This is a genomic window from Rhizobium sp. P1_C7, from assembly GCF_056406295.1.
The window spans coordinates 47,852-70,807 of record NZ_JBFUAL010000024.1 but is presented as its reverse complement, the minus strand read 5'-3'; the positions used below and the strand labels follow the sequence as shown (position 1 = coordinate 70,807).

General features: G+C 58.4%; 18 protein-coding genes and 2 pseudogenes. 12 read left to right on the top strand and 8 right to left on the bottom strand.

What is annotated here, in order from left to right; genetic code table 11:
* Positions 1-232 (bottom strand): annotated as a pseudogene (locus AC1D2R_RS27215) (electron transfer flavoprotein subunit beta/FixA family protein); the annotation flags it as partial.
* On the opposite strand from AC1D2R_RS27215, the pseudogene AC1D2R_RS27210 reads away from it, so the two are divergent.
* Positions 227-964, top strand: a pseudogene (locus AC1D2R_RS27210) (electron transfer flavoprotein subunit alpha/FixB family protein); the annotation flags it as partial. The pseudogenes AC1D2R_RS27215 and AC1D2R_RS27210 sit on opposite strands and share 6 nt — an antisense overlap.
* 152 nt (positions 965-1,116) lie before the next feature.
* Here AC1D2R_RS27210 and AC1D2R_RS27205 read toward each other — a convergent pair.
* Positions 1,117-2,193 (bottom strand): GlxA family transcriptional regulator, encoded by a 1,077-nt coding sequence (locus AC1D2R_RS27205; protein ID WP_477972273.1) that lies wholly within the window; start codon positions 2,191-2,193, stop codon positions 1,117-1,119.
* A 126-nt stretch (positions 2,194-2,319) separates the two neighbouring features.
* Between AC1D2R_RS27205 and AC1D2R_RS27200 the strand changes: the two genes are divergently transcribed.
* From AC1D2R_RS27200 to AC1D2R_RS27165, 8 genes are all read left to right on the top strand, one after another.
* Positions 2,320-3,948 carry an ABC transporter substrate-binding protein gene (locus AC1D2R_RS27200; RefSeq protein WP_477972271.1) on the top strand — a complete coding sequence of 543 codons (1,629 nt, stop codon included), beginning with the start codon at positions 2,320-2,322 and terminating at the stop codon, positions 3,946-3,948.
* A 270-nt stretch (positions 3,949-4,218) separates the two neighbouring features.
* Positions 4,219-5,232 (top strand): ABC transporter permease, encoded by a 1,014-nt coding sequence (locus tag AC1D2R_RS27195; RefSeq protein WP_477972269.1) that lies wholly within the window; start codon positions 4,219-4,221, stop codon positions 5,230-5,232.
* 4 nt (positions 5,233-5,236) lie between these two features.
* On the top strand, positions 5,237-6,076 hold the full coding sequence (locus AC1D2R_RS27190; protein WP_477972267.1) for an ABC transporter permease: 840 nt from the start codon (positions 5,237-5,239) through the stop codon (positions 6,074-6,076).
* On the top strand, positions 6,073-7,077 hold the full coding sequence (locus tag AC1D2R_RS27185; RefSeq protein WP_477972265.1) for an ABC transporter ATP-binding protein: 1,005 nt from the start codon (positions 6,073-6,075) through the stop codon (positions 7,075-7,077). The genes AC1D2R_RS27190 and AC1D2R_RS27185 overlap by 4 nt, the downstream gene beginning before the upstream one ends.
* Before the next feature lie 5 nt (positions 7,078-7,082).
* On the top strand, positions 7,083-8,141 hold the full coding sequence (locus AC1D2R_RS27180; RefSeq protein WP_477972263.1) for an ABC transporter ATP-binding protein: 1,059 nt from the start codon (positions 7,083-7,085) through the stop codon (positions 8,139-8,141).
* On the top strand, positions 8,138-9,475 hold the full coding sequence (gene otnK / locus AC1D2R_RS27175; protein ID WP_477972261.1) for a 3-oxo-tetronate kinase: 1,338 nt from the start codon (positions 8,138-8,140) through the stop codon (positions 9,473-9,475). Before AC1D2R_RS27180 ends, otnK begins: the two co-directional genes overlap by 4 nt.
* A gap of 4 nt (positions 9,476-9,479) precedes the next feature.
* A complete protein-coding gene (locus AC1D2R_RS27170; RefSeq protein WP_477972259.1) occupies positions 9,480-10,130 on the top strand; it encodes a class II aldolase/adducin family protein in 651 nt (216 codons plus the stop codon).
* 82 nt (positions 10,131-10,212) lie between these two features.
* Complete coding sequence (locus AC1D2R_RS27165; RefSeq protein WP_477972257.1) at positions 10,213-11,460, top strand: aminotransferase class III-fold pyridoxal phosphate-dependent enzyme; 1,248 nt, start codon at positions 10,213-10,215, stop codon at positions 11,458-11,460.
* A 549-nt stretch (positions 11,461-12,009) separates the two neighbouring features.
* Here the strand turns inward: AC1D2R_RS27165 and AC1D2R_RS27160 are convergent.
* A complete protein-coding gene (locus AC1D2R_RS27160) occupies positions 12,010-13,737 on the bottom strand; it encodes an IlvD/Edd family dehydratase (RefSeq protein ID WP_477972255.1) in 1,728 nt (575 codons plus the stop codon).
* A gap of 135 nt (positions 13,738-13,872) precedes the next feature.
* Between AC1D2R_RS27160 and AC1D2R_RS27155 the strand changes: the two genes are divergently transcribed.
* The gene (locus tag AC1D2R_RS27155) at positions 13,873-14,637 is read left to right on the top strand and encodes a FadR/GntR family transcriptional regulator (protein WP_477972253.1); all 765 of its coding nucleotides are present in this window, start codon (positions 13,873-13,875) and stop codon (positions 14,635-14,637) included.
* A gap of 11 nt (positions 14,638-14,648) precedes the next feature.
* Here AC1D2R_RS27155 and AC1D2R_RS27150 read toward each other — a convergent pair whose 3' ends face one another.
* Together AC1D2R_RS27150 and AC1D2R_RS27145 are read right to left on the bottom strand one after the other, a co-directional pair.
* A complete protein-coding gene (locus tag AC1D2R_RS27150; protein ID WP_477972251.1) occupies positions 14,649-15,551 on the bottom strand; it encodes a dihydrodipicolinate synthase family protein in 903 nt (300 codons plus the stop codon).
* 14 nt (positions 15,552-15,565) lie between these two features.
* Positions 15,566-16,864: an MFS transporter gene (locus AC1D2R_RS27145; RefSeq protein ID WP_477972249.1), complete on the bottom strand. Its 1,299-nt coding sequence runs from the start codon at positions 16,862-16,864 to the stop codon at positions 15,566-15,568.
* 160 nt (positions 16,865-17,024) lie between these two features.
* Here AC1D2R_RS27145 and AC1D2R_RS27140 point away from each other — a divergent pair, with 160 nt between their 5' ends.
* Complete coding sequence (locus AC1D2R_RS27140; protein WP_477972247.1) at positions 17,025-17,717, top strand: FadR/GntR family transcriptional regulator; 693 nt, start codon at positions 17,025-17,027, stop codon at positions 17,715-17,717.
* Between the two features lie 502 nt (positions 17,718-18,219).
* Positions 18,220-19,224 carry a porin gene (locus AC1D2R_RS27135; RefSeq protein ID WP_477972245.1) on the top strand — a complete coding sequence of 335 codons (1,005 nt, stop codon included), beginning with the start codon at positions 18,220-18,222 and terminating at the stop codon, positions 19,222-19,224.
* Positions 19,225-19,357: 133 nt separating this feature from the next.
* Here the strand turns inward: AC1D2R_RS27135 and AC1D2R_RS27130 are convergent, their stop codons facing one another.
* The 3 genes from AC1D2R_RS27130 to araG form a co-directional block, all read right to left on the bottom strand.
* Positions 19,358-20,134 carry an SDR family oxidoreductase gene (locus tag AC1D2R_RS27130; protein WP_477972243.1) on the bottom strand — a complete coding sequence of 259 codons (777 nt, stop codon included), beginning with the start codon at positions 20,132-20,134 and terminating at the stop codon, positions 19,358-19,360.
* A 329-nt stretch (positions 20,135-20,463) separates the two neighbouring features.
* Positions 20,464-21,414 (bottom strand): L-arabinose ABC transporter permease AraH, encoded by a 951-nt coding sequence (gene araH, locus AC1D2R_RS27125; RefSeq protein ID WP_477972241.1) that lies wholly within the window; start codon positions 21,412-21,414, stop codon positions 20,464-20,466.
* A 16-nt stretch (positions 21,415-21,430) separates the two neighbouring features.
* The gene (gene araG / locus AC1D2R_RS27120) at positions 21,431-22,936 is read right to left on the bottom strand and encodes an L-arabinose ABC transporter ATP-binding protein AraG (RefSeq protein WP_477972239.1); all 1,506 of its coding nucleotides are present in this window, start codon (positions 22,934-22,936) and stop codon (positions 21,431-21,433) included.
* Positions 22,937-22,956: the final 20 nt, after the last annotated feature.

Genomic DNA, 22,956 nt, shown 5'->3' with positions numbered 1-22,956 from the left:
CCTTGCGGCCTGACGGCTCTTCGGTCTTCAGGACCTTGAGGCGCGGCGTGGTGGAGACGCCGAAATCGGCCGGTGTCTTCTTGTCGAGCGGCTTCTTCTTCGCCTTCATGATGTTCGGCAGCGAGGCATAGCGCGGTTCGTTGAGGCGAAGATCGGTCGTCACGACCGCCGGCAGCGTGAACTCGATGGTCTGCAGGCCGCCGTCGACTTCGCGGGTCACCTGAGCCTTGCCCACAACCTCGCCGAGCCGCTCGCCGCCCTGATCGTCTCGCTGGCCGGCAGCTACGACACGATCATCTCGGCCGCCACCTCTACAGGTAAGAACGTGCTGCCACGCGTCGCCGCCCTGCTCGATGTCGCSCAGGTCTCGGAAATCATCGAGGTCGTCTCGGCTGAYACCTTCAAACGTCCGATCTATGCCGGCAACGCCATCCAGACGGTGCAGGCGACCGACGCCACACGAGTGATCACCGTGCGCACGGCATCCTTCGCCGCGACCTCTGAAGGTGACTCCGCTCCGGTCGAGGCGATCTCGGCCGTTTCCGATCCTGCTTTGTCGACCTTCGTCGGGGATGCGCTGTCAGCTTCCGACCGTCCGGAGCTGACGTCGGCCAGGATCATCATCTCGGGTGGTCGCGCACTTGGTTCTGCCGAGAAGTTCAGGCAAGTCATCCTTCCTGTTGCCGACAAGCTCGGGGCCGCAGTCGGCGCCAGCCGCGCTGCCGTCGATGCCGGCTACGCACCGAACGACTGGCAGGTCGGTCAGACGGGCAAGGTCGTCGCCCCGCAGCTCTACATCGCCTGCGGCATCTCGGGCGCCATCCAGCACCTCGCCGGCATGAAGGATTCGAAGGTTATCGTCGCCATCAACAAGGACGAAGATGCCCCGATCTTCCAGGTCGCAGACTACGGCCTCGTCGGTGACCTCTTCGAGCTCATGCCGGAGCTCGAAGAGACACTCTGACGTATTCAAGGGAGGTCGTCGTCTTTGGGAAATGTATAATCCCGCAACTCCTGCCAGTCCTTTCTGAGTGCTTGAATTTCTGTCAAATTGTCAAACCGGCGCACAGCATGGCGCCTGATGTCGCCGTTTTGGCGCGCTCACCTCGGCCGCCTTCAGTAAAGATTCCTGCCAAACATTTTTGACTGGGTCCTCGCAAAATCGCGTCGATACTCCTGAGGGCTCTTTTGAAAAACGGAGTGGAATGCCCGATAATATGCGGAGGGTGAAGTGAAGCCGCTTGCAAGCCCGGTTTCGCGAATACTCATCGCGCTATAAAGCAATAGTTCTTTGGCGTACTGAAGCCGGAAAGCCATATAGATTTTTTTCGGGGTGCTGTTGAGATGCCTTTGAAAAAGATATTGCAGTTCCCGCGTCGAGATTCCACAGCGCTCCGCGACCTTTTCGATTTCCAGAGGGTATTCGACGGTTTCCTTCATAATGCTCTGTGCCTTGGACAAAATCGGGTTTGTCAGCCAGGAATGGGCATTCGTAAGCTCCCTTTGGCGAAGCTCCGGCGCGCGCGGCGACGCATAGATCAATTCATTGCAAACCGCATTATATACGGTGTCCCAGGTCATCTTGCGCAGCATCGCCATGGAGTAATCCATACTCGCCGATTGCCCTGCGCAGGTCGATCTGCTCCGGTCGATCACATAAAGCTGCTCCACGATGTCGGATTCGGGCAGCAACTCCTTCAAGGGCGCCATGCCCGTCCAGTGGCAGGTGGCGCGATAACCATTGAGCAGCCCCGCCTCCGCAAGAAGCAGGGGACCAGCGTCAATTCCGCAAAGATGCGCACCCGCAGCGGATTGTCTGCGAAGCCATTTGAACAGCTTTGGCTTGGCTTGCTCATTGATGGTATAACTGACAAGCAGCAGGACGAGATCATACTTCCGGACCACATCAAAAGTTGTCGTGAGGGGGACATCAATTCCCATGCTCGTCGGTCGCTGATCGGGATCGGCAGCGATGAAATCGATGTCGAACAGCGAGGATCCGCTCACACGGTTTGCCGCGCGAAAAGGTTCTATCAGTTGTAACGCGCTATGGAGGGAAGGTTCGCGACCGATGATCAATGCCACGGTTTTCTCGCTGACGTCGATGATGTCCGACACGGCCGACATGCTCGATCCTCTATCGCCCTCTCGTTGAAAATCGGTTTTTTCAGTTTTCAACGTCGTAAAACGCACGATTGGGTTCGTCTTTATCAATATACTGACGCCCGGTCGATGTCATTATCATTCACACGACAGCGAAAGATCAAAAGGGAACTCGCTGCGCAATAATCCCCTAGATGGTGGAATGGGAGAATGATCATGCAATCATATCGTACATCTGTGTCTTTTTCATCCGTTCGCGGAACCCTTGCCAATGCGGTTAGGACAGCGCTGATCGCGACAAGCGCTCTCTCTGCGAGCTGGGCATTCGCCCATGCCGAAGACAGGCCGGTGGTGATCGCCCGAGACATGGATCTCAATTCGCTCGATCCATCCAGGGCATTTTGCGACACCTGTCAGATCTACCTGAGCTCGGTCTATGACCGCCTTGTGGATCTGTCACCTGACAACAAATCGGTTGTACCGATGATTGCAAGGGAGTGGAGCATCAGCGACGACCACAAGGTGGTTACCTTCAAGCTCGACCCGGCCGCGAAGTTCTCCGATGGTTCCCAGGTGGAAGCCAAAGACGTCAAGTGGACGCTCGAGCGATTGAAGAACCTCAAAGGCGGGATCGCCTATCTTCTTGATAATGTAACCTCGATCGAAACCCCGGATGCGGCAACGGTCGTCATGACGCTAAGTGCACCGAATTCCGAGTTTGTCGGGTCGCTGACCGCCCCCTACGCCGGCATCATCAATTCCGAAGTGGTTGCGAAACAGGGCGGCGATGCAGGTGCTGATGCCAGCAACAAGGACAGCGCAGAACAATGGCTGCTGGCAAATTCGGCAGGCGCCGGTCCTTACGTGCTTGCCGGTTACAGCCCGGATCATGAACTGCGCCTGAAGCGGAACGAGAATTACTGGCGGCAGAAACCCTCCGTTTCCGAATTCGTCTTCATGCAGACGAAGGACGCTGTGGGCCAACGGCAGCTCGTGGAAAGCGGTAGTGCCGATATCGCCATGCAGGTGGACCCGACCACCGCCGGGCAGATAAACAACCCTGAAATCGTGGTCGAGACGAAGCCATCATTCAATATGGTCTACCTGGCCCTTGGCCCGGGCGCCAAGAACCTGCCCCGTAAACTCGATGTGAAAATTCGCGAAGCGATTGCGTCTGCAATCGACTATGACGGCATCATCGATTTGACGGTAGACGGCAAGGCAAATCGCATGAGCGTGCCGATCCCGAACGGTTTTCCTGGCGGGGGCGCTGGCGAGCCGATTAAATACGATGTCGAAAAGGCCAAAGCCTTGATGAAAGAGGCGGGCGCCGAGGACGGGTTCAGCCTCAACGCGACCTATCCGAACGTAAACCAGTATGGCGTCGATTACTCTTTGATGATGCAGAAGGTCCAGCAGGATCTTGCCGAGATCAATATCCAGCTAGATTTGCAGCCGGTAGAATTCTCCGTCTGGCGAGAGCGGATCAACAGCGACGGCATTCCTTTGACGGCAGTCTTCTTCGCACCGGATTACTACGGTTCGTCGCAATACGCCCAGTACTTCACGATGATGGATGGCACCGTCTGGTTTAAACGTGCCGGGGGAGCAAACGAACCGTCTATTGCCAACGCCGAAGCGCCGAAGCTTTTGGCCGAAGCGCTGGCGGCACAAGGCGATGAAAGCAACGCGCTCTTTACGAAACTCGCCGAGGGAATGGCGCAAGACCACGTCATCCTGCCAGTCCTCAGCCCGGATGCGGTTTTCGTCTCGCGCAAGGGTGTGAGTGGCCTCCGGTTTAGCGCCTGCTGCAACGTAGTCCTGTCGGATATCAAGTCCGAGTAAGTCACACAACGAGACACAAGCGAAGTATACTGGAGGCAATCGGCCTCCAGTATACTGCTCGTTTTCCCAAGCACAGGAATTCGTCATGTCCCCGAATACGGTGGATGTCGTGGCCAATGGTGCCGTTCTTGCAGGGAAAGCCGCTACGGCAGACAAAGGCCGGGGCAAAAGCACTCGAAACCGAACAAGCTGCAAAACCTACAAACGGTGCATGCTGACACCGCAAGCCCCGTTCCGTCGGAACGACAGTACGCAGGAGGCCGGAATACTATGACCCGATACGTGTTACGTCGAATTATATCGATACCGCTCCTTTTGCTTGGCGTTGCCACGATCGCCTTCTTTCTGTCGCACATAACCCAGGCCGACCCGTTGTCGGCATTGGTCAGCGAACGGCAGATGAGCAACCCCGAGGTCGTGGAAGCAGCGAAACATCGTTGGGGGCTCGATCGAAGTGTACCCGAACAGTATTTTATCTACATCCAGAATCTCGTGTCGGGTGACCTCGGCGTGTCCTTCCGGACACGGCGGCCGGTGCTGACGGATGTGGCCGAACGGCTGCCAGCAACGCTCGAACTGGTTATCTTCGCCATGCTCTTCGGCACGCTCAGCGGTATAGGCCTTGGCGTCATCGCATCCCGTTTCCGTGACAGGCCAGCGGATTACATCACCCGATTGTTCGCCCTTTTCGGTTCGACGGTGCCGGTTTTCTGGTCGGGACTTCTGCTTCTCTATATCTTTACGGTGAAATTCGGGGTCATTCCCGGTCCAGGGCGGCTGGATGCGCGTGTGGTGCCGCCGGAATTCGTGACCGGCATGTATACGGTCGATGCATTGATTGCAGGGCAGTTCGGAACGTTCCTCGATGCCTTGCACCATCTTGTGCTGCCCGCGTTCGTGCTGGGCTGGTCGGTTACCGGCATTATTTCGCGGCTGGTTCGCGCCAGTATGCTCGATGCGCTCAACCAGGATTATATTCTGGCGGCCCGCGCCAAAGGTGCCGGCGAAGCCAGAACACTTCTGCGCCACGCCCTGCCGAATGCAATGATCCCGACGCTGACCATCATCGGTTATTCGTTTGCCTATCTGATCACGGGCGCGGTTCTGACGGAATCCGTCTTCTCGTGGCCGGGCATTGGCTCCTATGCCGTCGACTCGGCAAGGTCACTCGATTACCCGGCGATCATTGGTGTTTCCCTCATTGGCGCTTCGGCCTTCCTTCTGGCGAACCTTCTCACGGACATCGCCTATGCCTTCGCCAATCCACGTATCAAACTGGGGTGATCGAATGTCTGCTCTCACCAGCGCCAAGGCGCAGAAGATTTCAATTCCAGTTTTGCGACCGGTGTTCATGATGGGTCTCCTCATCGTCGCGTTCTGGATTTTCGTAGCGCTGACGATCGATTTCTGGGCTCCCTACGATCCCTTGAAGATCGTCGGCCGGAAGCTCCTGGAGCCGTCGCTACAGCATTGGCTTGGCACGGATGCTCTGGGCCGCGACGTTTTGACGAGAACTCTTTATGGCGCACGCTATTCCATCGCCATTTCGCTTGTCGTCGTAGTCTGTTCCGTCTTCATCGGTTCCGTTCTGGGCGCCATCTCCGGCTTCTTCGGCGGCTGGATCGATAGTGTCATCATGCGGCTTGTCGATGTGACGCTCGCCTTCCCGCCGGTCCTGCTTGCCATGGCGGTCGCAGCGTCGCTCGGTCCGGGTTTGCAGAACGCCGCGGTTGCCGTCGTCGCGGTATGGTGGCCGGTCTATGCCAGATTGATGCGTGGGCAGGTTCTGGACGTAAAGTCCCGCGACCATGTCGAGGCGGCGCGTGCCGGGGGTGCCACATCGTACCGTCTTCTTACCAAACACATCCTTCCGCTGTCGTGGACACCCACCATCATCAGCGCGACGATGGATTTTGGTCAGGTCGTGTTGCTTGCGGCGTCGTTGAGTTTCATCGGCCTCGGCGCTCGCCCCCCGAGCCCTGAATGGGGATCGATGATTTCCGATGGGGCGGCACATTTCTATTCGTGGTGGGTCGCTTTCGGCCCCGGCATGGCGATCCTCACGCTCGGCCTCGGCTTCAACTTCGTCGGCGATGCGCTGCGCGACATCCTTGACCCAAGGAAGTGATGACTATGACAACCCAGCAACCGTTGCTTGAAGTTCAAAACCTGCACGTAACGCTACAAAACGGCATTGAAATTGTCCGGGGCGTCGATTTTGTTGCCGAAGCAGGGAAAGTTATCGGGATCGTCGGTGAATCCGGTTCCGGCAAATCCATCACCATGCGCGCCGCCCTTGGCTTGCCGCCATCTCGCGCAAGACTGTCTGGTTCGATCAAATTTCGCGGCGAGGAACTGATCGGCGCGTCCGAGCAGCGTATGCGCCGCCTGCGCGGCGCAAAGATCGGCCTGGTGTTTCAGGATCCTATGACCGCGCTCAATCCTGTTATTAAGATTGGCAAGCTGATATCCGAGGCGCTGCGTTTGCACAATCCGGGAATGTCGTCGGCACAAGCAAGGCGGCGGTCTATCGAACTTCTGGAACTGGTCTCGGTACCTCAGCCCGAAGTGCGCATCAACCAGTATGTCCACGAGTTTTCGGGCGGCATGCGACAGCGTGTGATGATTGCGATGGCTGTCGCCAACAATCCCGAAGTCCTGATCGCGGATGAACCGACAACTGCTCTCGATGTCACGGTGCAGGCGCAGATCCTCGAGGTGCTGAAGGATCTTCAGGATCGGCTATCGATGGCGTTGGTGCTTATCACCCACGATCTGGGCGTGGTCGCGGGTGCCGCTGATACCGTGGTTGTGATGTATGCCGGCAAGGTCATGGAAACCGGTCCTGTTCGCGATATTTTCTACCGGTCGCGTCACCCCTACACTCGCGGACTGCTGTCCTGTCTGCCCACGATAGCAGGCGGCGATACCAGGCTCGAACCCATTCCCGGCAGTCCTCCTTCGCTAAGCTCAAGGCCTTCAGGCTGTCCCTTTCATCCGCGCTGTTCCATCGCACGCGATGCATGCCGCACCACCGAACCTACTCTCAGGCAAGTGGATGGTGTGCGTACGTCCTGTCACTTCGCAGAAGAACTGCGTGTCACCGACCAACCATCTGCGGGCTTGTAAAGATCATGAACTCTAGCTCTCCATCACAGACCCCACAGGATGACACGATCCTTTCCGTACGCCAGATCACCAAGGACTTTGTGGTGAAGGGCGGCCTGCCCGGCTGGAATGCCGTTCGAAAGGTGAAGGCGGTTGGCGGCGTTTCATTTGATCTGGCAAGAGGTGAAACACTGGGGCTGGTGGGAGAATCCGGCTGCGGGAAATCGACGCTTGGACGGTGCATCCTCAGGCTTGTGGAACCGACGTCCGGCGAGGTTCGTTTCAAAAATACGGACCTCGCCACGCTTTCCGCAGAAGATATGCGCCTTTTCCGCCGCCACTTGCAAATCGTGTTTCAGGATCCGCTGGCGTCACTCCACCCGCGTATGAGAATTCGCGAGATCATCGCCGAACCGCTTCGTCTCATCGGCGTCAAAGGAAAGGCGGCACTGGACCGCGCGTCGCAACTGCTTGAACTGGTGCGTCTTTCCCCCGACCATGGCGACCGTTACCCGCATGAGCTTTCCGGCGGCCAGCGACAGCGTGTCGGCATTGCCCGCGCGCTTGCCCTGGATCCGGAAGTTCTGGTGCTGGATGAGCCGGTGTCAGCGCTCGACGTGTCGGTGCAGGCAGGCGTTCTCAACCTGCTGGAAGAACTTCAGCAGAAGCTCGGCATTGCCTACGTCTTCATCGCTCACGATCTTGCCGTGGTTCGCCATGTGTCCGATCGCGTCGCCGTTATGTATCTCGGAAAGATCGTCGAGATCGGCATTGCGGTACAAATCTATGAAGCGCCAGCCCATCCGTACACCAAGGCGCTTCTGTCCGCCGTTCCTCTTCCCGATCCCGATGTCGAACGTGCTCGCCAACGCATAACCCTGACTGGCGACGTACCAAGCCCCCTCAACGTTCCTTCGGGTTGTCCCTTCAGAACACGTTGCTGGAAAGCACAGGGCATCTGTTCGACGACTGTTCCGGAGCTGCATGGGCTTGAGCCCGGTCACGGCGTCGCCTGTCATTTCCCGGAGGAGCGGGGCACAGCGGAAAACCTGCCTCCACATGAAGCGGAAAGGGTGGTGCGGTGAAGACCATAAGCCCAAATCAGCAGCCTCTTGTTTTTGGAGCGATTGCCGACGACTTGACCGGCGGGCTCGAACTGGCATCGATGCTCGTCGCTCGTGGCATTCCAACCTCTCTCTCGGTTGGCAGCGACGCTATCGGCACGTTCAAAACGGCGCATGTCATCGCACTGAAGTCGCGGGTCGCACCTGTCGAGGACGCCGTTCATGCCGTGGAGGAAGCGCTGCGGATTCTGGTTGACCGCAATGCCCGGCAGATATTCTTCAAATATTGCGCTACTTTCGACTCGACACCCGCCGGAAATATCGGTCCGTGCACAGAGGCGATTATGGAGTGGATGGGTGTCGAGCAGGCGCTGTTCGTGCCAGCGCTCTGTGAGACAAAACGGACTGTCTATCAGGGGCATATGTTCGGCGGCGCCCAGCTGCTGGGTGAATCTCCAAAGAGATACGATCCCCTCACGCCGATGACCGATTCAAATCTCGTGCGCGTGCTTCAGGCGCAGAGCCGCCGCATTGCCGGGCTTGTCGATTATAAGATCGTGGACAATGGCGCAGATGCCATTCGCGCCAGATGCGACCAGCTTGCCGCGAGTGGAGAAGCGGCGCTTCTCATGGTGGACACGCTTTATGAGCATCACCTTGCCACCATAGCGGCAGCAGCCATGGACATGCCGCTGCTGACCGGAAACTCTTCCGTGGCTGCTTATTTGCCGCCCCTCTGGCTTGAACACGGGCTCGTGCAGCCTCCATCCCCGATAACGCTGGATGGCGTGGATGGACCGGGCGCTGTTCTGGTGGGAAGTGTGGCCGCTCAGTCCGCTGCGCAACTGGAGCATTTCGGCGCGTCAAACGCGGTATGCACCCTCGATATTGCGCGTGCTTATGCGGGTTACGATCTTGTTGCCGAGGCGCGGGCGTTCGCAGAAAAAGCAGTCGCCGACGGCCATGATTTTGCGATCAGCACCGCACTTCCGCAAATGCGCATCGATGCGTTGCAGGCGACGCATGGCCGGCACGAGTTGGCGGCGAAGGCAGAATCCATCCTTTCCGAGATTGCCAGAGTCATCGTTTTCGACCTCGGCATCCGCCGTCTGGTCGTTGCGGGTGGAGAAACGTCGGGATCGGTTGTGCGCGCCCTCGGTGTCACGGAATTAGACGTCGGCCCTTATCGCGAGCCAGGCTTCTCCCGTGCCCTGGCGACCAGACCATTTCCCATATCGCTCATGCTCAAGTCCGGCAAACTGGGCGGTATCGACATCCTTTCCACGGCACTGGACGAGATGCGCCGTCCCGTCGTGGAGAACCCCCTCACCAATCGTTGGCCGCCAAAGGGTTGAGCAAATGACATCCACGACCGAACATCTGCGCCAAATGCTGATCGATGCTTCAATGGCTGCCGAAGAACTCCGGCTCAACGCAGGCACCTCTGGCAATATCAGTGTCAGGTTCGAAGGCGGCATGCTGATTACGCCGACAGGTATCCCACCGAAATCGCTGCGCCCCTCATCGATAGTTGCGATGGAACTGGATGGCGGCTGGTCTGGCGAAATCACGCCTTCGAGCGAGTGGGCGCTGCATGCTGCAATCTACAAGGCGCGGTCGGACGTAGATGCGGTCGTTCACGCCCACCCGGACTACTGCGTGGCGCTTTCCTGCATGCGCCAGCCGCTTCCGCCCTTTCACTACATGATCGCCAGCTTCGGGGGCGACGATGTGCGGTGCTCGCGATACGAGACATTCGGTTCTCGGGAGCTTGCCGACGCCACCGTGGAGGCATTGCAGGGTCGCAACGCCTGCCTTCTGGCCAATCATGGAATGGTTGCCGTCGGAAAGAACGTCACGGAGGCTCTGTCGCGCACACAGAAGCTGGAAAACCTCGCCCGTCAATTCACGCTGTGCCGGTCAATCGGCGAGCCCGTGCTGCTGACGGATGATGAGCTTTTGTCGGTGAAGGCCAGATACAAGACATATGGAGTTCAGCCGGCAGTTTGATCCGTCGGCTCCCCCGCTTTGAAACAGCAGGGCGAACAAGAAACCGCAGTACAACATTGGTTGATCGGCCAGGAGAATGGAAATGGATATGGAAGGAAACCTGATGAACAATCGGGATAGCGAGCTTCTTGCCCGTGCGAATAAAGTCGTCCCGAACGGCGTTTGGGGACACATGGCAACGCGTGCCATCGGTCCCGGATATCCGCAATTCTTCGCGAAATCGGACGGTTGCCGCGTTTGGGATGTCAATGGGAACGAGTATATCGATTTCATGTGCGCGTGGGGGCCAAATGTCCTCGGATACAAGCATCCGGACGTCGATGCGGCAGCTCTGGCGCAGATCGCCAAGGGTGACGTCAACAACGGTCCCACCGACGTCATGGTCGAGCTTGCCGAAATGCTGGTTAGCACAGTGGACTATGCCGACTGGGCGATGTTCCAGAAAAATGGCACCGACGCGACGACAGCCTGCGTGACCATTGCGCGCGCTGCTACCGGAAAACGCAAGATTTTGATCGCCAAAGGTGCCTACCACGGTGCGGTTCCGTGGTGCTCACCATCTCTGGTCGGTGTCACGACCGAAGACCGCGCCCATATCATTCTGTTTGAATACAACGATGCGCAAAGCCTCGACGAGGCAGTGGCAGCGGCGGGCGACGATCTCGCAGCGATTCTCCTCACGGCTTTCCGCCATGATGTGAAGCGCGATCAGGAAATGCCAGACACGGCCTTCCTGAAACATGCCCGCGCGGTGTGCGACAGGGAAAATGCCGCGCTCATCATCGATGACGTTCGGGCCGGGTTCCGTCTGGATGTGCGCGGTAGCTGGGCCTCGCATGGAGTGAAACCAGATCTCGGTGCATATTCGAAGGCAATTGCCAATGGATGGCCGCTCGGGGCCGTGGTCGGTAATGACAAGATGCGGGACGGGGCATCGAAGGTTTTCGTAACCGGCTCCTTCTGGTACGGCTCGGCCGCCATGGCGGCGTCGCTCAAGACAGTCGAGATTCTTCGCGACACGAATGCACTGGCACATACTGAAGCGATGGGTAGCCAATTCAGGGAAGGTCTGGACTCTATTGCCAAGCAGCATGGCCAAAAGCTCATCCAGACGGGTCCGGCTCAGATGCCAATGATCCGCTTCGAAAATGATTCCGAGCTGACGCTTGCCAACCATTTTTGTGAAGCCGGGCTTCGTCACGGCATCTATCTTCACCCGAAACACAACATGTTCCTCTGCTCCGCGCACCAGTCGTCGGATATCAGCCGGGCTTTGGAGGCCGCTGACAAGGCAATGCGTGATCTCCGCTTGGTATTCGGCGACGGTTAAAAGAGGGAACCGGAACTGGTGCTTGCGCACCGTTGATCATTTTCGACTTTGCGCAGCGTGTACCGATACTGACCAAGAACCCGGCATGCCTGTCGTTCGGACACGCCCAGCTCCTTGGCGACATGGTCCACACGGTTTTGTTGCAAACCTATCCATTACGATCGGCGTGGCATTGATCTCCGGTAACGATCCGGAGATCAATGTTTTAAGGTCGGCATGTCGAGCAGCCTGTGATCTTGCTGTGTGCGCGCGATGGTATCTGACTTTGGCCTGGGTCTGCGCGAGCAGAAGTGCTGGCCGGCTTCACATATGCGGAGGCGACCTGGACGCAAACGCTCCCCGACTGGATCTGTTCGCATGTACGGATGTTCCGCTTCTTCGAAGGCCTTTCCACGACTGACTGTTCCTGACAATCTGAATCAGGTGTCAGTCGCGCCAGCCTTTGCGATCCCGAGATCAATCACAGCTACCGCACGAGGGCGTCCCATTCGGCGTCGGTGTTCTTCCGGCACCTTACTTCATGCCGAACCGACGTGCGGCTCTTGCCCGTCAGTGGCTCTCGCGCGGCACGGCAGCGCCGCGGCAGCCGACAAGAAAATCGAGGTCAGCCCCCGTGTTGGCCTGCATGACGGACTTGACGTACAGGCTCTGATAGCCGGTGGCCATGACGGGCTCAGGTGCCTTCCAATCCGCCCGCCGCTCGGCCAACAGCTCGTCCGAGACTTCGAGCGTTAGCGTTCGCTCCGCGACATTGAGACAAATCATGTCGCCCGTTCTGACCAGGGCAAGCGGACCACCGGCGGCGGCCTCCGGCGACACGTGCAGCACGACCGTGCCATAGGCGGTTCCACTCATTCGGCCATCGGATATCCGCACCATGTCGCGAATACCCCGCTCGAGCAACTTCTTCGGAAGCGCCATGTTTCCGACTTCCGCCATGCCAGGATAGCCTCGCGGTCCTGCACCCTTCAGAACGAGGATAGAGCTTTCATCGACATCGAGTTCGGGGTCGTCGATCCTTGCGTGAAAATCCTCGATGTCTTCGAAAACGACGGCCGGGCCGCGATGCGAAAGCAGTTCCTGAGAGGCGGCTGATGGCTTCAGCACTGCTCCGTCGGGAGCAAGATTGCCCCTGAGAACCGCGATTCCGCCATGTTCAACAAGCGGGTTGTCGCGGCTTCGAATGACCTCGGGACCGTAATTCACCACGCCGTCGATATTGGCACGCACGGATTGTCCCGTCACCGTAAGGGCATCGAGTTTCAGCAAGTCTGCAATCTCTGCCATGACGACCGGAATGCCGCCAGCGTAGCAAAAATCCTCCATGAGAAAACGGCCAGACGGCATCAGATCGACGATCGTCGGCACCTCTCTGCCTAACCTGTCCCAGTCCTCCAGCGTGAGGTCGACGCCGATACGTCCTGCTATCGCCAGAAGGTGAACCACGGCATTGGTCGAGCCCCCGATTGCGCCGTTGATGCGGATCGCGTTTTCGAACGCGTCCTTCGTCAATATTTTTGAAAGACGGAGATCTTCTTCAACCATCGCCACCGCCCGGCGCCCCGTCATGCGGGCGAGCCTGGCACGGCGCGCATCCACCGCGGGCCACGCGGCGTTCGTGGGCAAGGCAACGCCCAGGGCTTCGACCATGGACGCCATCGTTGACGCCGTCCCCATCGTCATGCAGTGGCCGGCCGAGCGCGACATCGCCCCTTCTGCTTCCATGAATTCCTGTGGACTCATTACACCCGCACGAACGTCTTCGGACAACTTCCAAACGTCGGTTCCAGAACCAATGGTCTTGCCGCGGTAGTGACCGTTGAGCATGGGTCCGCCTGAGATCACGATGGTCGGCAAGTCACAGCTTGCGGCCCCCATCAGAAGCGAGGGCGTGGTCTTGTCGCAGCCAGCCATCAGGATGACGCCGTCCATCGGGTTGCCACGAATGGCCTCCTCCACATCCATGGAGGCCAGGTTGCGAAACAGCATTGCCGTCGGCCTCAGATTGGACTCGCCACACGAGAATGCGGGGAACTCCAGTGGCAGGCCACCCGCTTCGAGTACGCCGGCCTTGATGTCCGTGACGAGTTCTCTGAAATGCGCGTTGCATGGCGTAAACTCGGAGAAGGTATTGCAGATTCCGATGATCGGACGGCCGTCGAATGCGTCATCCGGCAAGCCGCGATTTTTCATCCACGACCGGTGAATGAAGGCGTCCTTGTCCATTCCTCCGAACCAGGCCTGCGACCGTCGCTGCATTTTACCGTTCGACACCATTGCTTCCTATTTGTATGATGATTATATCATTTGTTATATATTTTATGAAATGATCGGACGTCAAGTGCCAAGCCGTCTTGATTGGTTTGTCGCAACAGCTTAGAGCGTCTATCGGGACAGACGGGGACCGCAAAAATGACAAGCGCGAGCAACGGAATGGGCGAAGGCCGTGCAGGTTCGGGCCGTGAACGATTCCATGATGCCGTCGTTGAAACCCTCGGGAGACGGATTGTCGGAGGTGCGTTGGCCTTCGGAGCGTCTGTTGGAACCGAGCAGGATTTGAGCGCGGAGTTCGGCACGTCACGGACGGTGATACGAGAGGCCGTGAAAATCCTCTCCGCCAAGGGCATCATCGACAGCAGACCCCGCAGTGGCACACGCGTCACGCATCCCAGTTCCTGGCATCTCCTCGATCCCCAGGTTCTCGCATGGAGGCTCGGCAGCCGCGATCACGCCGAGCAAGCCAGTGCGGATCTCTACGAGCTGAGAGCATCGTTCGAGCCGACGGCAGCAGAGCTTGCAGCCCATCGATCGAGCCCCCAGGACCTCCAGCGCATGAAGCACGCCCTTCTCGGGATGGCGCTTGCTACCAACATCGAGGAGAAGATCGAGCACGATCTGGCATTCCACAACGCGATCCTGGCAGCGACCGGAAATGTACTGTTTCAGGCGTTCGGAGCGCTGATCTCTGCCGCGCTGAGACACATTTTTCACGTCGGCCTCGAGAGGACGCCTGCCGATGACGAGCGTTGGATCAGGTGGCATCAGGACGTCTACGAGGCGATCGCGAGCGGGCTGCCGGATGCTGCGAGAGGCCAGATGGTCAAGCTGCTCAACGAAGGGCAGGAAGTGCAAAAGCTGAATTGGCACCGCTCCAAGGCAGGAGCGATGCCGGAATAGTAGATTGGGCTTCAACGGCCGAGCGGTCCCAGGCGCCCGGCATGAATGCGTACAAGGTCCTCCCCAAAAGATGTCGGACGCATCGCCGGAGCGCGGTCGAAAACCTCTAGCCCGGCACGTGCGGCAAACAGCCTCTTTCCGTAGCACATGAGATGCTCGATCCCCTGCATGATTGCGGTTACAGCCGGCAACATCGTCGTGTAGGTCGCCTCCGCCTTTTCGACGTCCCCTGCACGGAATTCCTGATAGGCGCGAACGGCATAGTCGATGATATCGGGAGCCAGGATGAACCCCGCGCATCCCGCCCGCAGGCCATCGACAAGCTCGAGGCCGCCTCTTCCGTTGAAGACAGGCACCCGGCCTCCGATCGTATCCATCAAGGCCTTGACGTCGATTGCCGAGCCTTCGGCCTTAACCAGGCGGATATTGCGGTGTTTGACCGTTAGCGCTGCGATATCCGCCCCGTTCAACCCGCGCCCAAGGAAGGCGGGGGCATTCTGTATGGCCACGGGAAGATCGGTCGCGTCCGCAACACGGCCGAAGAAGTCAATATATTCCTGCGCGCCGAAGGTACCGGCGATCGGAGGCTGGATGATGACCCAATCGGCTCCACTCTTCTCCGCGTGACGGATCTGCCCGATTTGTTCGCCCACCGAAGTGCCGAAGATCGTGAACGCCAGGGGAAGCCGTCCGGCGTTGTCCTCGGCAAGCCAGTCCATGACAGTGCGCCGTTCCGTTTCCGTCAGCTTCGCCACTTCTGTCGCAAGACCTAACGCCGCAAGCCCGTGCACGCCGGCATCAATTGCCAGCTGTGTCTGCCGGCGCATCGCATTTCGGTCGAGCCGTTCGTCTCGATCGAAGAACGCGTAGAGGATCGAATGGATGCCGTGAAGGCTCGCTGCATCGAAAGTCATGGACGTTCCCTCTCTCATTGACCGGAAAATTGAGCAACTGGGCTCGTCCGATGCCGACCAAGCGCCATCCCCAGGAGGCCCCCGATGATCAGCGCTGACGCAACCAATGTCAGAGCAACGTCATAGCTGCCGGTGGAATCCTTGATCCAGCCGATCACCGGGGGAAGAGCCAGACCGGCCACATTTGCCAGAGCGTTGATCAGCGCGATGGAAACCGCCGCGGCGACACCGGAGACATGTTCTGTCGTGACCGCCCAGAAGATCGGAATGACGGCCCAGTTCAAACCGACCGATAATACGATGAGTGCATAGGAAAGATAGGCATTGCCGGCATAGACGGCACCTAGCAGCATGCCTCCGGCAAGGGCCAGCGGAATTCCCAGATGGAGCGCCCGTTCGCGCCTTGCATCGGAATGCCGGCTATTAAAGAACATGAAGACGCACGCGACGAGGAACGGCAGAGCCGACAGAAGGCTCACTGCAAGATCTCCGCCACCTGAAAGGTTCTTGACGATCAGCGGCATGAACAGCGTGATGCCGATCGTTCCAAATGCCTGCAGCAACCAGAATACGGCAAGAAGCCACACGCGGCCGTTGGTGAATGCGGCATGCCACGCGGCATTGTGTGAGACGGGAGCCCCGGCCTGCTCCGTCGCAATCGTCTTTTCAAGACGCGACTGTTGAGTCGGCGTCAACCACGCCGCATCCGATGGTCGGTCTGGCAGAAAGCGAAGAACCGCGAAACCAAGCAGGATCGCGGGGATCCCTTCGATCAGGAATACCCAGCGCCAGCCGGACAATCCCAACAGGCCGTGAGCGTTCAACAGCAGGCCGGAAAGCGGCAAACCGATGACGGAGGCCAGTGCGGCACCGATGTAAAAGAACGACATGGCGTTCGCCCGGTCGCGCGACGGATACCATTTCGCGAGATAGTAGATAATGCCAGGCGTGAAGCCCGCTTCTGCAGCGCCGAGGAGGAGACGCATCCCGTAGAGCTGATGGGCGTTGGCCACGAATGCCATGCCCGCCGCCACGATACCCCAGGTGATCATGATGCGCGCGATCCATCGACGCGCGCCAAACTTTGTCAGGAGAATATTGCTCGGGATTTCGAAGACGATGTAGGTGGCGAAGAAAAGGCCCGCTGCAAGTCCATACATCTGCGCAGTGAGCTGCAGTTCCGCATTCATGCCCAGCGCGGCCACCGAGATGTTCGACCGGTCGATATAGGCGACCAGGTAGAGCAACATCAGGAAAGGTAGAATGCGAAAGTTTATGCGCCGGATCGCCTCGGCATTGTTGTCCGTTGTCATTTCTCTCCTCCGCGGCCGAATGCCACTGCATTCCGCCTCATCAAACATCATATGTTTAACATATGATGTTTGATTCTCAAGTTACGTTTTGCTTTTTTTGGTGCCATTGATGAAAACGTGTGGGAGCGCACCGTGACTGGCACGGGCCACAGGGAACGACATGAAAAGCAGCAAGCCGAACCGAACAAAGACAGTGGTCGAGGCTCTTGGCATTCGAGTAGCAAGCGGCCAACTCGCGCCCGGCGCACTGCTGCCTTCTGAAACAGAACTCGAGCAGGAATTCTCCGTGAGCCGGACGGTGATTCGCGAGGCGACCAAAATGCTTTCGGCCAAAGGGCTTGTCACTGTCCGCCAGCGCCACGGCACGCGCGTCAACCCTCGTCAGCAATGGACCTGGCTCGACGGTGAGCTGATCGATTGGCTTTCGAATGGACGGATTGCCAAGGCGGAATTGCTCGCCTTCGCGGAAGCAAGAGAGATCATAGAACCAGGAGCGGCAGCGCTCGCAGCGACACGGGCGAGCGTCGAGCAGCGAAAAGCGATCGTCGCAGCCTACAACCGGATGGAGGCCGAACAAACGCATCCCGGAAGGGCCGTCGCGGCCGACAAGGCGTTTCATCTGGCCATTCTGGAAGCGACCCAAAACCCCGTCTTGCAGAGTCTGCGCCACGCGATCGAATCGATTCTCGATGCCGTTTTTCCACACACGGTCGGAGCCTTCGCGCACAATCTGGAAAGCCACCAGAAACTCGCAAGCGCGATTGAGCGCGGCGACCCGGTCGCGGCGCGCGCCCATATGCAAGTTCTGCTGGGCGAAACGACCCAGTTTCTTGAAAACTGCAATATAGAGTAATCGTCGGTCCCCACCGCGATCTGACAGATCGCTCGCATCCTACCATGTCGATTGAACCAGTTAAGCCGCAAGCAGCGGAGCGCGTCCCCATGGCCCTTTCCGGTCACCCGCCGGTCTGGCCCGCAGCGGTCGATTCCTCCATCACGGCCGCGTGCTGCAGCGGCCCCAGTCCGACATCCTTGGTGCGAATCTGATCTCGTCGCGATCATCACGTGCAAGCGGCGGTCGCAATCGAACTGACGGGCTATCGACCGTCACCGGTCGCATTCCACAAACACCTTTCCAAAGCGAATAAAGGAGGGCTCAGGACGACCCGAGGCACATACGCCAAAAACGATGTGACACATTTGACGGATTGCTGCAGACACCCCACGAAATACTGTGGCCACCGGAGCCGAGGCGTAGTTGCGTCGCTGCTTTTCAGCAACCTTCGGTTTGGATATCAGGACTGTAGCGACAGACCTTGTTACCCTACCGAGATTTACATTGTGGGGGTCATTCAATGAATTTCAAAAGTATTTTACTCGGCTCTGTCGCCGCTTTCGCGCCAATTTCCGGCGTTTTCGCTACTGATGCAGTTGCTGCAGCTGAGCCAGAAGCGGTCGAGTATGTGCGCGTTTGCGATGCATACGGCACCGGCTATTTCTATATCCCGGGCACTGAAACCTGCCTTAAAATCGAAGGCTACGTTCGCTTCCAGGTGAACGGCGGCCCGACCAATACCACTTCTGACTGGGATGCGACGACACGCGGTCAGGTCCAGTTTACCGCCAAGAGCGATACCGAGTATGGTCCCCTCACGGGCGTAATCGTGCTTCAGACCAATGCGGACAACGCAAACAGCCAGATAGCGAAGCTCGACTCCGCCTACCTCGATATCGCCGGCATCCGCGCCGGCCTGTTCTACAGCTGGTGGGACGCCGGTTTGTCCGGCGAAACCGACGATCTGGCATCTGGCCCGACGCTTCACAACTCGCTGCGATATCAATACGAGGTCGATGGCTTCTATGCGGGCGTCAGTCTCGATGAGCTTGAGGATAGCAAGTACTATAAGGGTAAAGCTGCGAATAACGTAGGCGTTGCTGTCGGCGTCGGCGGCAAAGCCGGTGCCTTCACATATCAGGTGACTGCCGGCTATGACACCGACAACGAAGAAGGTGCCGTTCGCGCCATGGGAACCGTTGCAATTGGTCCGGGTACACTCGGCCTCGGCGCCGTTTATGCCAGTGGTCCAAACGCCTACTATAACGCGGCGGAATGGGCCGTCGCAGCAGAGTACGCAATCAAGGCCACCGACAGGCTCAAGATCACCCCGGGTGTTCAGTACTACGGCAATTACGGCATCAGCGGCACTGAGTTCGCGGACAACAGTGCGTGGAAGGTCGGTGTCGCGGTTGAATACCAGATTGTCGATAACTTTTACGCCAAGGCTTCGGTTCAATACCTTGATCCGGATGTCGACACCGACGTGACGAGCGGCTATTTCCGGCTGCAGCGCGCGTTCTAAGCTCATCCAAGACTCCGCGCCTGGCCCAGGTCAGGCGCGATATTGTTCGTGGATTTGAGGCACTCGATAATACCAAAATCGCGTAGATTAGAAGGAACGGAGCAACCTGCGCAGGCTCAACCTGATCGCCGTCCTATGGATGCTGTTGGACGCTCAGACCGCCATCGACGGTCAGGCAGGTGGCATTCATAAAAGGGCACTCGTCGGAAATCATGAAGACCGCAGCCATTGCAATCTCTTCCGAGGTCGCGATGCGCCCTGCCGGGTGAAGCTTCATGGTCTCAGCCTCGGCGGCCACAGGGTCGGGAAAGCTGTTCCAGTATTCCGTGGCTTTCTGCGTCAGCACATAGCCGGGAGCAAGCGCGTTCACGCGAACGTTCTTTGATGCGTATTCGATCCCTAACGACTTCGTCAGGCCGAGAAGTGCATGCTTTGCCAACGGATAGGGAAACGTGTGCGGAATGATGGTGAAGGCATGCGTCGACGCAATATTGAGAATTGCGCCGCCGCCTTGCTCGATCATCCCCGGCAGCACGGCCTTGCAGCAATTCCATGCTCCGCGAACATTGACGTCGAAGCAGCGATCCCAATCTTCATCGGACGACTTCAAAGGCTCTGCAAAGACGTTGACCCCCGCATTGTTCACGAGCGCGTTCAGCGAACCGATTTCATCACCAGCGCGCTTGACCGCGATCGCGATAGCACTCGCATCGGTGATATCCGCAGCCAGGCTCCCAAGCTCTGCACCATCTGCTCGCAAGGCGTCCGCAGTTTCTCTCAAAAGCGCCGCATCCCTGTCGACGAGAAAAAGGCGGGCTCCCTCCCGGGCACAGGCCCTGGCTATGGCAAGACCAATGCCCTGCGCCGCTCCAGTGATGAGGATGCGTTTGCCGACTAGCCGGTTGGCCATCTTCAATTCTCCTTGCTAACGCCCGTGTCTGCGACAGGCAAATCTCTGTTCTTCCCGGCAGGGTCTCACCTGGCACAAGCCGCTTCAATCCGCCAAATGTCGCCGCTTGGCGGATGCTGTCTCGCAGTACCGCCGGCTCTGACGGCATGCAAAGCTGAAACCTGACGACCGCTAAATCCGCGACCACAGCCGGCGATCCGGCATCCCAATATCGCGGAATGGAATACCTGCCTTGCGTCCCACGGCCTCGACTGGGCGAGCGCACTGCTCAGACAAGATAGCGAGACGCTGATACCAGCTCCCGATCTTGTCCGTGCAGCGGCCCTTGATCACCCGCGCCGCCCCGCAGCGGAAGATCGCAGGTTGTCCAGGAGGACGGCGACCAACAGGATGAGGCCACGCACGACATACTGATAGAATGCCTGGATATTTAGCAGGTTCATGACGTTTTCCGCGATACCCATGATCAGCACGCCGACGATCACGCCGGTCATCGCCGCTCTTCCGCCCGCAAGGGAAACGCCGCCGAGAACGCAGGCAGAGATGACCGAAAGCTCCAGTCCGGTCGCAGCGTTCGGCTGTCCGGAGGTGATGCGCGAAGCTAGCAGGATGCCGGCGATCCCGCAGACGATGCCCTGAAGGGCGAAGATCCAGATACGCATATTGACGACGTTGACGCCGGCAAGACGCGATGCCTCCGGGTTGCCGCCGATCGCCAGAGTGTTCTTCCCGAACACCGTGCGGTTGAGGATGAAACCAAAGATGATGAAGAGAAGGATCATGATCCAGATTGGCGTCGGAACGGTCAGCAACCGCGACAGCGCCAGCTGATAGAAGGCAGGATCGTTAATTCCAACCGCGCGGCCGTCCGAAGCGATCAGCGCCAGCCCGCGGACGATCTGCATGGTGGCGAGCGTGGTAATCAGAGCATTGATGCGGAACTTGGCAATCACGATGCCGTTGACGAAGCCGACAATGCCGCCGCAGACGATCGCAGCCAGCAGGCCGAGCGGAATAGAACCAGTGGCGTTCGAGACCATGACGGCCACCATTCCGGAAAAGGCGACGGTCGAACCGACGGAAAGGTCGAAGTCGCGGGAAGCGAGGCAGAACATCATCGTGCAGGAGACGATCCCGATCGTGACGACGGATTGCAGGAGCCCGAGCATATTGCGTTCGGTCAGGAAGTTCGGCACGAGAAGCGAGACGACGACGAACGCAAGCGCGAAGATCACGACAAGACCTTGTTCGCCGAGGAGGATTTTTTTCAACGAGTTCATCACTTAAAGTTCCTGATTAGATTACGCCCGCAGCGTTTCGGTCCGGCAGCGCCGCCGTCAGAATGCTGCGCTCGTCGAATTCCGGGCGGGCGACATTCGCCACGACCTTTCCCTGACACATGACCATGATGCGATCGGAGATGCCCATGACCTCCGGCAACTCGCTCGAAATCACGACAATCGCCATGCCGCCCGCCGCAAGCTCGTAGAGAATGTCATAGATCTCGGATTTTGCGCCGACGTCGATCCCGCGCGTTGGCTCGTCAATGACGAGAACCTTGACGCCCTGCTCGGAAAGCCAGCGGCCGAGAATGACCTTCTGCTGGTTGCCGCCCGATAGGTTGATGATGTCCTGCTTGCGTGACGGTGTCCGCACTCGCAGTTTGGCGATGAATTGATCTGCGACCGCCGCCTCTTTTTTCAGGCTCAGAACACCAAAGGGGGAAAAATGCCGGCGAGAGGAAATGGCGATGTTTTCCTCGATCGAGCGACCCTGAATGATCCCGTCAAATTTCCGGTCTTCGGGGCAAAGTACCATGCCGGCGTTGATTGACGCCTTCGGATTGTTGGGAGATACGCCAACACCGTCGATCGAGACGGTTCCCTGTCGACGGTGATCGGCGCCATAGAGCAGCCGTGCCATCTCGCTTCTCCCGGCCCCGATGAGGCCGAAGAAACCGAGGATCTCCCCTTTGCGGACGCAGAAGCTTATCGGATCGGCCAATCTTGAGCCGGAAAGGCTCTTGACGTCCAACCGTACGTCGCCAAGCGAGCGTTCCCGCCAGCCCCATATGTTGCTGATCTCGCGACCGACCATCTCGGCGATGATCTGCTCGCGGGACGTATCGGCGACCCGATCATGATGGGCGGCAAGCTTGCCATCGCGCAGCACAGTCAGGCTATCGCAGAGACGGAAGATCTCGTCGAGGCGGTGCGAGACGTAGAGGATGACTGTCCCCTTGGTCTTGAGCGTCGCAATCATGGAAAACAGGATCTCGCTTTCACGGGAGGAAAGCGATGATGTGGGTTCGTCGAGCGCGATCACCCGCGCATCGAGCATGACCGCCTTGGCAATCTCCACCATCTGCCGTGCGCCGATGGAAAGCGACGAAACCTTTGCCGACGGATCCACCTCGATACCGATTTCATCGAGCTTGGCTTTCACTGTTTCGACCAGCGTCTTTCCATTGATGACGCCGCCCTTTGCCGGGAACCGCCCAAGCCACAGGTTTTCTGCAACGGTCAGCTCGGGTACGAGCTGCAATTCCTGGTGAATGACGACGACGCCGGAATGAAAGGCATCGCGAACCGAGCCATATTTCTGCTCTTCTCCGTCAATGACGATGCCGCCGCTATCGGCAGACTGGTCGCCAGAGAGAATCCGGATGAGAGTGGATTTGCCCGCACCGTTTTCGCCCATGAGGCCATGAACGGCCCCTTTCCCAACGCTGAAGGAAATATTTGAAAGCGCCTGGACCCCAGGATAACCTTTTGAAATGCCATTAAATTCTAGGAAGGCCATCATCACTCCGCCGAGAAAAC